The organism is Streptomyces sp. NPDC029041 (genome assembly GCF_040637515.1).
In the GTDB taxonomy this organism is placed as follows: domain Bacteria; phylum Actinomycetota; class Actinomycetes; order Streptomycetales; family Streptomycetaceae; genus Streptomyces.
In genome coordinates, this window is record NZ_JBEZWO010000005.1 from 401,071 (window position 1) to 416,509 (window position 15,439).

Consider the following 15,439-nt stretch of genomic DNA (forward strand, 5'->3'; position numbering starts at 1 on the left):
GCTCTCCTCGGAAAGGGGTGATGAGGAGATCTCAGCGTCCCTGGAGCCCGAGATCACCAGGGCTGTCCCCCGAATCCGTCTTCGGGTTGGCCCTACCAGAGCCGGACCCGCATGCTCCGCCAGGTGAGGTCGACGCGGAGCACATGGTGGCGGCCTGTTGCGATGATCTTGATATGGCTGCTGTGATCAAGGCGTCCGAGTCGTCCTGGATACTCCCGTTCACCGGGCTCAGTCCGCGCGGCTTCGCCAAGTTAGTGACCGCGCTCTGCCGAGAGGGAGCGGATACGGTCCGCCGAGGGAGGCCGTGGGGCCTGCCGCTACAGGACCGAGTCCTGCTTGTCGTGACCTACTGGCGGACGAACTTGACGATGCGCCAACTCGCGCCACTCTTCGGCATCTCCAAGTCCGCAGCAGACCGCATCATCGATGACCTCGGGCCGCGGCTCGCGCTCCAGCCCCGCAAGCGGTTCTGCAAGAACGCCGTGCTGATCGTGGACGGCACCCTCGTGCCGACTCGCGACCGCAGCATCGCTGCGCAGTCCAAGAACTACCGATATTCCACCAATCATCAGGTCGTCATCGACGCCGACACCCGGCTAGTTGTCGTCGTCGGCCGACCCGTGCCCGGCAACCGCAACGACTGCAAGGCGTGGGAGAATCCGGCGCAGCCGCCGCCGTCGGCAACACGGTCACGATCGCCGACGGCGGCTATCCCGGTACCGGACTCGTCATCCCGCACCGTCGGCGCAGCGGAGAAGAGTTGCCCGGCTGGAAGGAGGCGCACAACACATCCCACAAACAGGTCCGAGCCCGAGTCGAGCCTGTATTCGCCAGGATGAAGGGCTGGAAGATCCTGCGTGACTGCCGCCTCAGGGGCGACGGCGTCCACCACGCCATGCGTGGTATCGCCCGTCTTCACAACCTCGTCCTCGCCCGGTAGGCAGCGGGCCACAAGCGCCGACGGAGTCCATTGCGACTCAAAGATTACGGGACAGCCTTTAGACCCACCCTCCCTAGCTCCCATCCCGTCTGCCGTCGACCCACACACCGTGGAGCGGGCGTGGTTCCTGGCGTCCAGGTGGAGCGCGCCACTGTACGAACGACCTGGACGCCAGGGGCCGCGTCTGCTCGGCTCTGCCTGGGTCGACGGCAGACGGGTTCCGTGAGGCGGCGAGGAAGTCGAGGATCTCGTCGAGGGTCCATGGCGTCAGCTCGCGGTTGTCGGTGCGGGGCGGCTCGACGAGCTTGGCAACGAAGACTCGCTCTACGCGGCCTTCGTCCTCGCCATCGCCATGGGCCTCCGACGGGGAGAGATCGTCGGTCTCCGGTGGTCGGACGTCGACCTCGACGATCGCGTCCTCTACGTGCGGCAGCAGACGCAGCGGCGCCGCGGGGTCCTGTATGACGACGATCCCAAGAGCCGCCGCCGTCGTGCCGTATCTCTGCCCGCCCTCTGCATCGCGCCCCTGCGCTGGCACCGCATGCGGCAGGCGGCTGCCCGTGCCAAGGCGGGGGGAGAGGTGGCAGGAGTCGGCCTACGTCTTCACCACCCGCACCGGCCGTCCGGTCGAGCCGCGCAACCTGTACCGCTCCTTTACCCGTGTCGCCCAGTCCGCCGGCCTCCGCGTCATCCGGCTGCACGATGCCCGGCACGGCACCGCCACCCTCCTCACGGCGGCCGGAGTCGCGCCCCGCGTCGTGATGGAGATCCTCGGCCACTCCTAGATCAGCATCACCATGGACGTCTACACCCACGTCGTCCAGGACACCCAGCGCGAAGCCATGAGCCACATGGACCGCCTGCTCAGGAGACGCCCATCCGCGAGTGACCGCCCGCGTGGATGTCAGAAGTGGATGTCAAAGGCCCACCTACGAAAGTCGTAGGTGGGCCTTTTGACTGGTGCCCCCGGCAGGATTCGAACCTGCGACACCCGCTTTAGGAGAGCGGTGCTCTATCCCCTGAGCTACGAAGGCAGTGGCAGTGGACGCAAGCAGCGACGTGCCTGTGGTCTGGGAGGACCACAGGCGTCAGCGTACCGGATGCGGGTCGGGCGGGTGTGGGGGTCACGTCAGGGAGACGCGGCGGGTGGGTGTGGGGGCGGGGCAGGAGGGAGCGGCGGGCGGTGGGCGTCGGGGGCGGAGCCGGTGGGGCGGGCAGGGCAGGTCAGGACACCGGGACCCGGGTGAAGCGGGACGCCGTGTGGAGGTCTGTCTGGATGCGGGTGGCCGTGGTGGTCAGTTCCGGGAGGAGGTCCGTCACGCACTCCCTCAGGGTGTGGCGGCTCGCGTGCATCGCCGTGTTGAGGGCCGCCACCACCCGGCCCGACCGGTCGCGGATCGGGACCGCGAGGGAGCGGAGGCCCTCTTCCAGTTCCTCGTCCACCAGGGCGTAGCCCTGCGAGCGGACCGAGGCCAGGACCCCTTCATCAGCGGTGTCCGGGGTCGTGCCGGCGGGCGCGTCCGCCAGCAGGACCCTGCCCAGTGCTGTCGCGTACGCCGGCAGGCGTGTGCCCACCGTGACGTTCACGCTCATCACCCGGGCCGTCGCCACCCGGGCCGTGTACTGGATCTCCTCGCCGGCGTCCGACAGCACCGCCAGTGACGTCGATTCGTGGATGCGGGACGTCAGATCGGCCAGGTGGGGCTGGGCGATCTCGGGGAGGGACGTGCGGGACAGGGGCGGGAAGCCGAGGGAGAGGACCCTCGGGGTCAGGGTGAAGGTGCGGCCCGTCGGGGCCACCAGGCCCAGGTGGTCGTAGGTGATCAGGGCACGGCGGGCCGTCGCCCGGGCCAGGCCCGTCGCCCGGGCCACCTCCGTGAGGGTCAGCTCCGGCCTGCCCTCGCCGAACGCCGTGAGGACGGTCAGGCCTCGGGCCAGGGATTCGATGAACTCACGGCCCAGTTGCTGCTTGGACGCCCCCGTCCAGCGCGCCAGGTCCGAGGGGGGAGGGCCGGACTCGGGGGGCGGGGTGTTCCGGAGTTCCCGTTCCATCGTCTCCACCGCGGACCGCAGTCTCGGGAGCAGCGTCGTGCGCAGGTGGTGTGCGGTGTGGCGGCTCGTGTGGCTGACCACGCTCGCCACGCACGCGATCCTGCCGTCCGTTCCCGGCGCTCGGACCGGTACCGAGATCGCCACCAGACCCGGCTCGATCAGCTGGTCGTCCAGGGACCAGCCGTTCGCCGACGCCTCTCGCGTGCGGCGTGCGAACGTCTCGTCGTCCCGCGCGTCCGCTCCGTACCGGCGCGGCGGTACGGCCGTGAAGGACAGGTCTCTCGGGTCCGCCGCCCTGCGGTGCCGCCAGCGCTGCCAGTCCGTGTCCGTCCACTCCGTCGCGAACAGCGGGCCGGGCGCGGTGCGTTCGGCGGGGAGCAGGTCGCCGATGCGGAAGCTGAGGGACATCGCGCGGCGGCGGGTCGCCTGATGGATGAAGCGGATGCCGTCGAGGTCGGCGACCGCGAGCGAGACCGACTCGTCCAGTTCGTCGGCCAGGGCGTCCGCGTGCGGGGCGAGCAGAGCGGGCAGGCGCAGGGCCGACAGGTAGGCGTTGCCCAGTTCCATAAGACGCGGGGACAGGTGGACGTCCCGGCCGTCGAAGCGGACGTAGTCCATGCGGGCGAGCGTGGCCGTGATGCGGTCCACCGTGGAGCGGGCGAGGCCGGTGGCGCGTTCCAGGCCGCTCAGGCTCAGGGTGCCGCCCGCCTCAGTCAGTTCCCGCAGGACCGCGATGCCGCGGATGAGGGGGGTGACCGCCTCCTCGGGGACGACCGCCTCCTCGGAGACGACCGACTCCTCGGGGACGTCCCTCTGCCCCGACTCGTCGGCCGACGCGGCGGCACCCTCCTGGGACTCGGGCATGGGGTTCGCTGGCATCGGCTCTCCGGTACGGCGCTCGCGACGATCGCGGCAAGCCCACCGTAATCCGAGTGGTCAGAGCGATCCGAGTGGTCCGAGCACTCCGAGTACTCCGAGATCGGTGGCCGGGTGGTCAGGTGGCCGGGTGGCCGGTCAGCCCGGCGGCCCCTCCCCCCCCGTCCCCTACTCCCTCGTCACCCGCACCCGATACCCCCCGTCCGCCCCTGCCCCCGTCCCCGTCCCCGCCCCCGCCACTCCCGCCCCCACCCCCATCACCTCGATCGTGATGCCCCGGCCCGTATCCCGGAACGTCTCCCCGGGAGTGAACGGCGCGTCCGACAGCTCCGCGTGGACGTTGGGTGCGCGCGTGCAGCCGCCGCTGTTGCGGCGGGAGTCGGTGACGGTGACCGGGCCCATGCCCGTGTCCACCTCCGCGTCTACCTTGTAGACCAGGACGCCCGGGCGGCACACCGCCTCGTCGTTGCCGGCTTGGGTGCGCAGTTCGACGGCGTAGCCGGTGCGGCCGTCGAGAGGGACGAAGACCAGCTTGGAGCCGCCGGCCCGGGCCAGCGGTGTCAGGGTGTACTCCGTGGTGCCGGGGGACGCCGCGCAGTGGACCTGGGCGGCGTCGAGCCAGCCCAGCTTCCACTTGTGCCAGCCGAGGAAGTCGTTGTTGGCGCCCCAGTCCTCGCTCATGATGTCCCAGTGGCCGACCGCGCCCCCGCCCTCCGCGGTGTACAGGTCGGGAAGGCCGAAGACGTGGCCGTTCTCGTGGGGGAGGACGCGGTAACCCGTGCGGTCGTAGGAGCCGGAGCCGTCGTCCTGTCGGGAGTAGACGAAGGACGCGTTGGCCACGGGGATGCCGTCGGCCACCGGGGCCTCCGGGTTGCCGGCGAAGGTGACGGACAGGACCGTGTCCAAGGCGGAGGGGCCGGCGTTGGGGCTCACCAGGACGTTCAGCAGGTCGTACGCGCGGAAGTCCACCTCCGGGTCGGCCACGGCCACGAGGTCCTGGACAAGGGTGCGGTAGCCGGGCTCGAACGGGGCCCCGCGCTCTATGCCGTACTCCCGGAACGACTTCGGCATCCGCAGCCAGCCGGGGATCGGCGTCTCGGGGCGGTAGTCCAGGCGGCCGTAGGAGCTGGTGCGGAACCACTCGCGGGTCTGCGGGAAGAACTCGCGGAAGCGGTCGCGGGCGTCGCCCTCGCCGGGGGCGTCGGAGAAGTCGATCATGATGGTGAGGGCGTGGACGACGCCGGTGGAGCGGGTGTAGCCGGTGGCGGTGGGGATGCCCTCGGACATCTGGACCTCGTGCGCCCCGCGGATCATGCAGGGGCCGTGTGCGGGGGTGTGGGACAGGACGACCGGTCCTGCTCCCGCCGTACTGCCGCCGGGGACGAGCCGGCCCGTGCCGGCCGAGGTGCTGACGGTGAAGGTCAGGGCGCTCACACACGCCAGGGCCGCCAGCCGGCGCCGGGGTGTCCGGCGGCCGGGCGGGCCGGTGCCGCCCGGGCGGGGACGCCGGGGCGGCGGCTGTATGCAAGGGACCCGCAAAGGACCTCCCGCGCCGCGGCAGCCTCCCGTCTCCGGCTGCACCCATGCGATCACCCTGCGTCGCGGGGTGGGGGGACGCGCGCTGGAAGAGACCGATCGTGGGTTTCCCGTCGGTAGCCACCGGGATGGCGTGCAGTCTCCTTGTGAGGCAGGTCACAAGGGATTTCCGCGGGAGCGGGAAATACCGGGGACCTACTCCCCGTTTAGCCATGTGTCCGACTGAAACGGGGACCCGTTCCCCGGTTCGGAGCACCACCCGCTTTCCCACGCGAGGAGTACGCCGTGCAGACCGCCAGCCCCGAAGCGCGCAAGGTGCCCCGGCCCCGCGCCGACGCCCTGCGCAACCGGGAGCGGATCGTCACCGCCGCCCGGGAGATGTTCGTCGAGCACGGCCCCGAGGTGCCACTCGACGAGATCGCCCGCCGGGCCGGCGTCGGCAATGCCACGGTGTACCGCAACTTCCCGGACCGCGACGCACTCGTCCGCGAGGTCGTCTGCTCCGTCATGGACCGCACGGCCGCGGCCGCCGAGGCCGCGCTCACTGAGACCGGCGACGCGTTCGAGGCGCTGGAGCGCTTCGTGCACGCCGCCGCCGACGAGCGGATCAGCGCGCTGTGCCCGATGGTCTCCAGCACGTTCGACCAGCACCACCCGGATCTGGAGGCCGCGCGCGAACGCGTCGAGCGGCTGATCGCCCTGGTCATGGACCGCGCCAGGTCGGCCGGGCAGCTCCGGTCCGACGTGGACGTGGGAGACGTCATGATCGCCGTGGCCCAGCTCAGCCGGCCCCCGGCCGGTACGGACTGCTTCCGGGCCGACCGTTTCGTCCACCGCCACCTGCAGCTGTTCCTGGACGGACTGCGGGCTCCCGCTCGCTCGGTCCTGCCGGGTACGGCCGTGACCCTGGAGGATCTGCGCCGGCCCTGACCGATCCGTCCAGCCAGATCCCTGCAGCCCAGACCCTTCCAGCCAGCTCTGTCCAGTCCAGTCCAGTCCAAGTCCGGTCCGCACCGACCGGATCCGCACAGCCCGATGAGTTCAGGCCGTCCCACCCGTCTGAACCCTGAATGACAGTCCCTGCGGCCGTCCCCGTGGACGAGCCGTCACCTTTCGTCACCTTTTTCCGTCACGAAGTCCCGAAGTGGGTACCCCCATGTCTGAAACAGCCTCGAAGACCCTCGCCGCACCGGCCAGAGAACCGGACGCGGGCCGCTGGAAAGCGCTCGTCTTCATCGCCCTCGCGCAGCTGATGGTCGTCCTGGACGCCACCATCGTGAACATCGCGCTGCCCTCCGCCCAGCAGGACCTGGGCATCTCCGACGGCAACCGGCAGTGGGTCGTCACGGCCTACGCCCTCGCCTTCGGCGGTCTGCTCCTGTTCGGCGGCCGGATAGCCGACCTGTGGGGTCGCAAGAAGGCCTTCGTGGTCGGGCTCGGCGGTTTCGCCGCGGCCTCCGCGCTCGGCGGCGCGGCCACCAACGAGGCGATGATGTTCGGCGCCCGCGCCCTCCAGGGCGTCTTCGGCGCGCTGCTCGCACCCGCCGCGCTCTCCCTGCTCGCCGTGATGTTCACCGACGCCAAGGAGCGCGCCAAGGCGTTCGGCATCTACGGCGCGATCGCCGGTGGCGGCGGCGCCGTCGGTCTGATCCTGGGCGGCTTCCTCACCGAGTACCTGGACTGGCGCTGGACGTTCTTCGTGAACATCCCGTTCGCCATCGTCGCCGCGGCCGGCGCGTACTTCGTCATCCGTGAGCCGGAGGGCGGCCGCAACCGCTCCCCGCTCGACATCCCCGGCGTGATCCTGTCCACCCTCGGCCTGGTCGCCCTCGTCTACGGCTTCACCCGCGCCGAGTCGGACGGCTGGAGCGACTCCGTCACCGTCGGCATGTTCGTCGCCTCGGCCGTGCTGCTGCTCTCCTTCGTGCTCGTCGAGTCGAAGGTCAGGGCCCCGTTGCTGCCGCTGCGTGTGGTCACCGAGCGCAACCGCGGCGGGATCTACCTCTCCCTCGGTCTCGCGATCATCGCGATGTTCGGCCTGTTCCTCTTCCTGACCTACTACCTGCAGATCGTGAAGGGCTACTCGCCGGTCAAGACCGGGTTCGCCTTCCTGCCGATGATCGCGGGCATGATCACCGGATCCACCCAGATCGGCACCCGCCTGATGACCCGGGTCGCGCCGCGTCTGCTGATGGGTCCCGGCTTCCTGGTCGCCGCGCTCGGCATGCTGCTGCTGACCCAGCTGGAGATCGGCTCCTCGTACGCGGCCCTGCTGCTGCCGGCGATGCTGCTGCTCGGTCTCGGCATGGGTACGGCGTTCATGCCGGCCATGTCGCTGGCCACCCAGGGCGTCGAGCCGCGGGACTCCGGTGTCGCCTCCGCGATGGTCAACACCTCGCAGCAGGTGGGCGGCGCGATCGGTACGGCCCTGCTGAACACCATCGCCGCCTCGGCGACCACGGCGTACGTCACCGACCACATCGCCGGGGCGACCAGCCGGTCCCAGCAGCAGCTGGTCCAGCTGGAGGGCATGGTGCAGGGCTACACCAGCGCCATCTGGTTCGCCGTCGGCATCCTCGTGGTGGCCGCCGCGATCGCCCTGACGTTCGTCAACGCCGGCCGCCCGGGCGCGGGTCCCGTCGCCGGCAGCGGCTCCGGCCGGGACGCGGCGGACGCGGACGAGGTGCAGATCCCGGTCGTCGCCCACTGACGCCCGCGCACCGCACCCCTTCGGGCCACCCGTAGGCACGAGGAAGGGGACGCCTCGCACCTACGGAATCCAGGACCTGCCCCGGCCCCGCGTCAGCTCAGCGGAGCCAGGGCAGGTCCGCCCCCGCTTCGGCGGGCTGAAGTCCCTCGGCGATGATCCGCATGATCTCGCCGAGGGACTTCTGCTGTTCCGGCGTCAGCCGGTCGAAGACGGCCTGGCGTACGGCCTCGACGTGCCCCGGCGCGGTCTGCCGCAGCACGTGGAGGCCCTCGTCCGTGAGGACGGCGAACTGGCCCCGCTTGTCGTCGGGGCAGTCCTCCCGGCGCACCCAGCCGTTCTTCTCCAGACGCGCGACGGCGTGCGAGAGGCGGGAGCGGGTGATCTTCGCCAGCATCGCGAGCTCGGTCATCCGCAGCCTGCGCCGCGGCGCCTCGGCGAGCTTGACCAGAAGGCCGTAATAGACGTGCGGCATGCCCGCGTCGCGCTGGAGCTGGCGGTCGAGATGGTCGTCGAGGAGGGTGGCGCCTTCCATGTACCAGCGCCAGACGCGCTGCTCCTCGTCGGTGAGCCAGCGCGGTTCCTGGGGTGGGGCGGTCGAGCCGGTTGTCGGTGCGGATGCGGGTGCCTTCATGTGTTCCACTCTACGTGGCCCCTCCTTGAACTTTAAACAAATGGCCCGTACAGTTTTGTCAGGGAACCATGTTTTGGAAGGAGCCGCAGCATGTCCGCCGCCACCCAGGAGCGCATGCCCGCTCTGTACCTCAGCCACGGCGCGCCGCCCCTGGCGGACGACCCGGTCTGGCCCGGTGAGCTGGCCGCCTGGTCCGCCGGCCTGCCTCGGCCCAAGGCCGTTCTGATCGTCTCCGCCCACTGGGAGGAGGCCCCGCTCGCCCTCGGCGCCACGGAGACCCTCCCGCTCGTCTACGACTTCTGGGGCTTCCCCGAGCACTACTACCGGGTGACGTACGACGCCCCCGGCGCACCGGAGCTCGCGGAGTCCGTACGCAAACTGCTGCGCGCCCCCGGTATCCCCGTCCAGGACGTCCCCGACCGCGGCCTCGACCACGGCGCGTACGTCCCGCTGGTCGAGATGTACCCCGAAGCCGACCTGCCGGTCCTGCAGGTGTCCATGCCGACGCTGGACCCGGTCCGGCTGATGGAGATCGGCCGCAAGCTCGCCCCGCTGCGGGACGAGGGCGTGCTCATCGTCGGCTCGGGCTTCTTCACCCACAACCTGGCCGCACTGCGGCAGGGCGGCATCCCCGCCTGGTCGGCGGAATTCGACGACTGGGGCCGGAGGGCGCTGGAATCGCGGGACGTGGACGCCCTGCTCGACTTCACCCACAAGTCGCCCGCGGGGCAGCTGGCCCACCCGCGCACCGAGCACTTCGCCCCGCTGTTCGTGACCATGGGCGCGGCCGACGCGGCCGGTGAGCTGGACACGCAGAAGTCCGTGATCGACGGGTTCTGGATGGGGCTGGCGAAGCGGTCGGTCCAGTTCGGCTGAGGCGGGCCCGGGCGGCATGCCTGCCCGCGGGGGCCCTCCTAGAGCGGTTTCTCGTACCAGGCCACGTCCCAGTACCGGCCGAATTTGCGGCCGACCTCCCGGTACGTGCCGACGTGCCGGAATCCGAAGCGCTCGTGCAGCCGGGCCGACGCCTCGTTCGGCAGTGCGATGCCCGCGTAGGCGCGGTGCAGGTCCTCGCCGGACAGGGCTTCGAGGAGGGCTGTGTAGAGGAGGGTGCCGACGCCACGCCGCCCGGCGCCCGGGGCGACGTACACGGTCGTCTCCACGGAGGTGGCATAGGCGGGCTTCATGCGGAAAGGGCTGGAAGTGGCGTAGCCCAGCACCTCCCCCGTATCGGGCTCCGTGGCAACCATCAGGCGGTGCGGCCCGTCTTCCGGGTGGGAGAGCAGCCAAGGGCGGCGCTCCTCCGGAGTGAAGATCGCGGTATCGAATGTGATCGCCGTCTCAATCACGTAGTGGTTGTAGAGGGCCGTGAGGGCTTCGAGGTCACCCTCGACCCCCGGTCTGACCTGCACCTCTGTGGACTGGGACGGCATCGGGCCTCCTCGTGTGGCCGGACAGGGTACTGCATGATCAGATAAATCGGAGGCCCGGTTGGGAATTCTGTCCTGATTCCAGTCGTTGTTTCCATCGGATGCAGGGCACCCGAGGAGAGTCCGGAGAGTCCCGGAAGACGGAGTCCAGCGTCCGAAGGACCACCCGCTGACCTCACCATCGCAAGGGAGCTCGCATGGCAACCCGTGCCGTCGCCCGTCGTCAGTCCGCCACCGGCGAGACGGCCGACGCGGCAAGCAGTGTTCGCGCCCATGGCGGCGAGATCGCCGACCGCGACCTGGTCGGCATGTACCTCGACGAGATCGCGCGCACACCGCTGCTCGACGCCGCCAAGGAGGTCGAGCTGTCGCAGATCATCGAAGCGGGTGTGTTCGCCCAGCAGATACTCGACGGCCTGGAGGAGAACAAGGCCGGGGCTACGCCCGAGGAGCTGCAGGCCCTGGTCGACGCGAGCGAGAGCGCCAAGGACATCTTCATCCGCTCCAACCTGCGCCTCGTCGTCGCCGTCGCCCGCCGCTACCCCCGCAGCGGTCTGCCGCTGCTGGACCTGATCCAGGAGGGCAACGCCGGCCTGGTGCGCGCGGTCGAGAAGTTCGACTACCGCAAGGGCTTCAAGTTCTCCACGTACGCGACGTGGTGGATCCGCCAGGCCATCACCCGCTCGATAGCCGACCAGTCCCGTACGATCCGCCTGCCCGTCCACCTCGTGGAGGAGCTCGGCAGGATCCGCCGTGTGCAGCGCGAGTTCAACCGTGAGCACGGCCGGGACCCGGAGCCCGCGGAGATCGCGGCCGAGCTCGGCTCGACGCCGGAGCGCGTCACCGACGTCCTGGACTGGGCCCGTGACCCGGTCTCGCTGAACATGTCGGTGGACGACGAGGGCGAGACCCAGTTCGGGGACCTCCTGGAGGACACCTCGGCGGTGTCGCCCGAGCAGTCGGTGCTCACCCTGCTGCGCAGCGAGGAGCTCGACGACCTCATCGGCCGGCTCGACCAGCGCACGGCGTCGATCATCAAGATGCGCTACGGCATCGAGGACGGCCGGGAGCGCACGCTGACCGAGGTCGGAAAGGAGCACGGCCTGACCCGCGAGCGCATCCGGCAGATCGAGAAGCACGCGCTGCTGGAGCTGAAGAAGCTGGCGCGCAGCACCGGGTTCGACGCGGCGGCGTGATCCCGCCCCCGAGGCGGGGCGACTGCCGATCCGCCGGGCGGCGGGGCAACACCGAGCAGCCGCGCAGCACCCCTTCGCCGGGCGGCGCGAGACCGGCCAGGACGGTGAAAGACCGGCCAGGACGGTGAAAGACCGGCCAGGACGGTGAAAGACCGGCCAGGACGGTGAAAGACCGGCCAGGACGGTGAAAGACGGTGAGCGTCCGGGCGTACGAGGCGTTCCCACGGCCAGTGGGTGACGGACCGTGTGCGCCCGGGGGTCACCGCGTACGCCGGGTGGCGAAAGACCGCGCAAACATGGCGGTGTAACGCTGCTTCAATCCGCAGACTCAGGGAACAAGACTTCTGGGTCCACCAGTTCGGACCCCGCGGTCACCCCCGGAACCACAAAGACCACGTCCCGTCGCACTCCCCCCGGCGCCGGGACTTTCCCCGAGACCGGGCTTCGGCGTCCTTCCCCCCGGACGCCGGGGCCCGGTTCTCCGCTTGTGGAGGGCGGGCCACCCCGTACCTGAACCACGGGGTGGCCCGCCAGTGGCAGATTGTGTCACATGGGCATAGCCTGCCGGGCGTGAGCAGCACCACCCCGACCCCGCCTGCCTCCTCACTGACCGAGCGGCGGAAGGCCGAAACACGTATGGAGATCGCCCGGGTGGCGGCCGGTCTCTTCGTACGGAACGGCCTGCGCGCCACCCGCGCGGAGGACATCGCCCAGGCCGCCGGTATCGCCCCGCGCACCTTCTACCGGTACTTCGCCACCAAGGAAGAAGCCATCGCACCCCTGTACGCGACCGGTGCCCGGCGCTGGGTGGAGGCGGTGCGTGCCGCTCCCCCCGACGCCGGTGTGCTGCGCGCACTGGAGCAGGGGGTGCACCACACCCTGACTCCGGGCGTGGGCGTTTCGGTGTCCTCGTGGGAGTGGGTCCGCACACTCCTGCGCCTGGCCGAGGCGACCCCGTCCCTGGGCAGGGTGTGGGCGGAGGTGTGCCAGGCGTCCGAGCGGCGTCTGGGGGAGGTGCTGGCGGAACGGGTGACACGTGCCGGGTCCGCGGGAGCGGGCGGCGGCGTCAACGTTGCCGTGCCGGGAGAGCCGCCCGCGGTCACCCCCGACCTCCGCTTCGCCGCCGCCGTCGCCGGTGCCGCCGTACGGGCCGCGCTGGAGGCGTGGGCCGCGGCCGACGGACCCGCCGAGGGGCCCGACGGTCCGGCGGAACTCGCCCTGCGCAATCTCGCGGCACTGCGGGACTTCCCGTGGGGACGGTGACGCGACCGGTTGGGGGAGGTACGCGCCCGTTGGGACGGTGACGCGACCCCCTGGACAGTGACGCGACGGCTCACACCCCGTCCGCGTCCGGCACCCCGTCCGCGTCCGGCACCCCGTCCGCGTCCGGCACCCCGGCCGCCTTGCTCAACCGTGCCCCCAGCTCCCGGACGGCCGTGACGAGTTGTTCCGGCTCGTGCACCACGAAGTCGCACTCCAGCATCGCCAGCCGGAACGCCACCCACTGCACGGCGTCGCCGACGGGACCCCGGAGCCTGCAGCCGCCGTCGTCCAACGGCTCGGGCGTGCCCAGCCAGGCGGGCACCCGGGCGGCGACGAAGTCGGCCGGTGCGGCGAAGGTGACGTCGAAGTCGTAGCTCTGCTGCCGCCGTTGCATCGAGCGCCGCAGGTACTCCGCCGCGTTCCCGGTCGGCAGCTCGCGCGGCGCGAAGCGGGCTCCGGTGGCGAACGGCTCACTGACCCGGTCGACTCGGAACGTGCGCCAGTCGTCCCGGTCGATGTCGTACGCCACCAGGTACCAGCGGCGACCCGTGGACACCAGCCGGTAGGGCTCCGTCAGACGCCGTGACCCGGTGCCGTCCGCGGCCCGGTAGGCGAACCGCAGCCGTTCGTGCCCGGCGACCGTCGAGGCCATGACGGTCAGCGTCTCGGGCGCGATGCTCGGCCCGTCACCGCTGGTCAGTGGCGTGGTCGCGGCCTGGAGCGTGGTCACGCGGTGACGCAGCCTGCCGGGCAGGACCTGCTCCAGCTTGGCCAGGGCCCGCACCGAGGCCTCGTCCAGGCCCTCCACCGCGTGCCCCGCCCCGGCGCGCAGTCCGACCGCGATGGCGACGGCCTCCTCGTCGTCGAGCACCAGCGGGGGCATGGCCTTGCCGGCGACCAGCCGGTAGCCGCCGTCGGCGCCCTTGGTCGCCTGCACGGGGTAGCCGAGTTCGCGCAGCCGGTCGATGTCCCGCCGCACCGTGCGGCGGGACACCCCGAGCCGCTCGGAGAGCTCGCCGCCGGGCCATTCGCGGGGCGTCTGGAGGAGGGAGAGGAGCGTCAGCAGCCGGGCCGGAGTATCCGTCGTCATACCGACGAGGATGCCGGACCACTAGGACACTATCTGACCTATTGAGGGTCTAACTTCGCATCATGAACTCCACCGACACCACCCTCGGCACGGCGGGCGGCGGGACCGACCGCCGGCGCTGGTTCGCCCTCGCGATCGTGATGACCGCGGCCTTCATGGACCTCGTCGACGTGACCATCGTCAACATCGCCATCCCGTCGATCCAGCGGGAGGCGGGCGCGTCCTTCAGCCAGATCCAGTGGATCACCGCCGGTTACGCCCTCGCCTTCGCCGCCGGCCTGATCACCGGCGGGCGGCTGGGTGACATCCACGGGCGCAAGCGGATCTTCCTCGTCGGCATCGGCGGGTTCACCATCGCCTCCGCGCTGTGCGGCCTCGCCGTGAATCCGGAGATGCTGGTCGCCTCGCGGTTCCTCCAGGGCGGCATGGCGGCGCTGATGGTGCCGCAGGTGCTGTCGATCGTGCACGCGACCTTCCCGGCGCACGAGCGCGGCAAGGTGTTCGGGCTGTTCGGCGCGGTCGTCGGCCTCGGGGCCGTGTCCGGTCCGCTGCTCGGCGCGCTGCTGACCGAGTGGAACCTGTTCGGCTGGGGCTGGCGGTCGATCTTCCTGATCAACCTGCCCGTCGGAGTCGCCGGACTGATCCTCGGCAGCCGCTTCATCACCGAGTCCAAGGCGCCGCGCGCACTCAAGCTGGACCTGGTGGGTGTCGCTCTGGTGACGCTGGGCCTGCTGATGCTGCTCTACCCGCTCATCCGGGGCCGCGAGCTGGACTGGCCGGTGTGGGGGTACGTCTCGATGGCCGGCTCGCTAGTCGTCCTCGCGGCGCTGGTGGCGTACGAGAGGCGCAAGACCGCGCGGGACGGTTCCCCGCTGGTCGAGCTGTCGCTGTTCAAGGTCAAGAGCTTCGCTGCCGGGATCGCCGTGCAGACCGTCTTCGGGGTCGCACTCGGTGTGTTCTTCCTGGTCTGGACGCTCTACATGCAGTACGGGCTGGGCTGGACCCCGCTGAAGGCCGGACTGACCGGGGTGCCGTTCTCGATCGCCGTGTCGGTGGCGGCCGGGATGTCGGTACAGAAGCTGGTCCCGCGCTTCGGCCGCAAGGTGCTCCAGGCGGGCGCGCTGGTGATGGCGGCCGGGGTGCTGCTCTACATCTGGGAGTCCGGGCACTACGGCCTGGCCATAGAGCCCTGGCAGATGGCGCTCCCGCTCGTCGTGATGGGCGTCGGCATGGGGCTGATCGTCGCGCCGCTGACTGACGCGATCCTCTCGGAGGTGCCGCGCGAGCACGCCGGTTCCGCGTCGGGCCTGATCAACACCGTGCAGCAGATGGGCAACGCGCTGGGGCTGGGCCTGGTCTCGGTGGTGTTCTTCGGCTCGATCTCCGACCGTCTGCGGCGGGAGCAGGTCGGTCCGGCCTTCGTGGACGCCTTCCAGAACGCGCTCGGCTGGGTCGCCGCGGTGCTGGGCGCCATCTTCCTGCTGATGTTCGCGCTGCCGAAGCGGCCTGCCCAGCATGTGGAGGGCGAGCAGGCGCCGGCGGGGGAGAAGGAAGCGGTGCTGGTCTGACCGCGGGACAACGGGCCCGGCACCTCGGTGCCGGGCCCGTTCGCGTGTCCGCTCCCGGCTCCCTTCCCGCTGTCCAGCCATGCCCGATTGGGTCCGAAGCTGTTTACTTTGCGGAAATCTCGGCGTAGCCTCCCGCTGAAACAACAC

At 70.8% G+C, this 15,439-nt stretch carries 11 protein-coding genes, 1 tRNA gene and 2 pseudogenes; 8 read left to right on the forward strand and 6 right to left on the reverse strand.

What is annotated here, in order from left to right; genetic code table 11:
* Window positions 1-173 precede the first annotated feature (173 nt).
* Together AB0F04_RS15190 and AB0F04_RS15195 are read left to right on the forward strand one after the other, a co-directional pair.
* A pseudogene (locus AB0F04_RS15190) lies at window positions 174-940 on the forward strand (transposase).
* A 313-nt stretch (window positions 941-1,253) separates the two neighbouring features.
* Window positions 1,254-1,884: pseudogene (locus tag AB0F04_RS15195) on the forward strand (site-specific integrase); the annotation flags it as partial.
* Window positions 1,885-1,898: 14 nt separating this feature from the next.
* Here AB0F04_RS15195 and AB0F04_RS15200 read toward each other — a convergent pair.
* The 3 genes from AB0F04_RS15200 to AB0F04_RS15210 all read right to left on the reverse strand — a co-directional run bounded on the left by AB0F04_RS15200 (window position 1,899) and on the right by AB0F04_RS15210 (window position 5,302).
* A tRNA-Arg gene (locus AB0F04_RS15200) sits at window positions 1,899-1,974 on the reverse strand.
* Window positions 1,975-2,164: 190 nt separating this feature from the next.
* Window positions 2,165-3,871 carry an IclR family transcriptional regulator C-terminal domain-containing protein gene (locus AB0F04_RS15205; protein WP_362041521.1) on the reverse strand — a complete coding sequence of 569 codons (1,707 nt, stop codon included), beginning with the start codon at window positions 3,869-3,871 and terminating at the stop codon, window positions 2,165-2,167.
* Window positions 3,872-4,036: 165 nt separating this feature from the next.
* Window positions 4,037-5,302, reverse strand: a complete 1,266-nt coding sequence (locus AB0F04_RS15210; RefSeq protein ID WP_362041523.1) for a M6 family metalloprotease domain-containing protein — start codon at window positions 5,300-5,302, stop codon at window positions 4,037-4,039.
* Between the two features lie 387 nt (window positions 5,303-5,689).
* Here AB0F04_RS15210 and AB0F04_RS15215 point away from each other — a divergent pair, with 387 nt between their 5' ends.
* Together AB0F04_RS15215 and AB0F04_RS15220 are read left to right on the forward strand one after the other, a co-directional pair.
* Entirely contained in the window at window positions 5,690-6,334 is a 645-nt protein-coding gene (locus AB0F04_RS15215; RefSeq protein WP_362041525.1) for a helix-turn-helix domain-containing protein, read from the forward strand.
* 226 nt (window positions 6,335-6,560) lie between these two features.
* A complete protein-coding gene (locus AB0F04_RS15220; RefSeq protein ID WP_362041528.1) occupies window positions 6,561-8,114 on the forward strand; it encodes an MFS transporter in 1,554 nt (517 codons plus the stop codon).
* Between the two features lie 97 nt (window positions 8,115-8,211).
* On the opposite strand, the gene AB0F04_RS15225 is transcribed toward AB0F04_RS15220, so the two are convergent.
* Window positions 8,212-8,745: a MarR family transcriptional regulator gene (locus AB0F04_RS15225; RefSeq protein WP_362041530.1), complete on the reverse strand. Its 534-nt coding sequence runs from the start codon at window positions 8,743-8,745 to the stop codon at window positions 8,212-8,214.
* Window positions 8,746-8,835: 90 nt separating this feature from the next.
* Between AB0F04_RS15225 and AB0F04_RS15230 the strand changes: the two genes are divergently transcribed.
* Window positions 8,836-9,621 carry a class III extradiol ring-cleavage dioxygenase gene (locus AB0F04_RS15230; RefSeq protein WP_362041532.1) on the forward strand — a complete coding sequence of 262 codons (786 nt, stop codon included), beginning with the start codon at window positions 8,836-8,838 and terminating at the stop codon, window positions 9,619-9,621.
* Between the two features lie 38 nt (window positions 9,622-9,659).
* On the opposite strand, the gene AB0F04_RS15235 is transcribed toward AB0F04_RS15230, so the two are convergent.
* A complete protein-coding gene (locus tag AB0F04_RS15235) occupies window positions 9,660-10,178 on the reverse strand; it encodes an N-acetyltransferase family protein (RefSeq protein WP_362041535.1) in 519 nt (172 codons plus the stop codon).
* Window positions 10,179-10,372: 194 nt separating this feature from the next.
* Between AB0F04_RS15235 and AB0F04_RS15240 the strand changes: the two genes are divergently transcribed.
* The gene (locus tag AB0F04_RS15240; RefSeq protein ID WP_362041537.1) at window positions 10,373-11,371 is read left to right on the forward strand and encodes a sigma-70 family RNA polymerase sigma factor; all 999 of its coding nucleotides are present in this window, start codon (window positions 10,373-10,375) and stop codon (window positions 11,369-11,371) included.
* A gap of 570 nt (window positions 11,372-11,941) precedes the next feature.
* On the forward strand, window positions 11,942-12,634 hold the full coding sequence (locus AB0F04_RS15245; RefSeq protein ID WP_362041538.1) for a TetR family transcriptional regulator: 693 nt from the start codon (window positions 11,942-11,944) through the stop codon (window positions 12,632-12,634).
* A gap of 70 nt (window positions 12,635-12,704) precedes the next feature.
* Here AB0F04_RS15245 and AB0F04_RS15250 read toward each other — a convergent pair whose 3' ends face one another.
* Window positions 12,705-13,724, reverse strand: coding sequence for a YafY family protein (locus AB0F04_RS15250; protein ID WP_362041540.1), 1,020 nt, complete (start codon window positions 13,722-13,724; stop codon window positions 12,705-12,707).
* A gap of 62 nt (window positions 13,725-13,786) precedes the next feature.
* On the opposite strand from AB0F04_RS15250, the gene AB0F04_RS15255 reads away from it, so the two are divergent.
* Window positions 13,787-15,292, forward strand: coding sequence for an MFS transporter (locus tag AB0F04_RS15255; protein ID WP_362041542.1), 1,506 nt, complete (start codon window positions 13,787-13,789; stop codon window positions 15,290-15,292).
* Window positions 15,293-15,439: the final 147 nt, after the last annotated feature.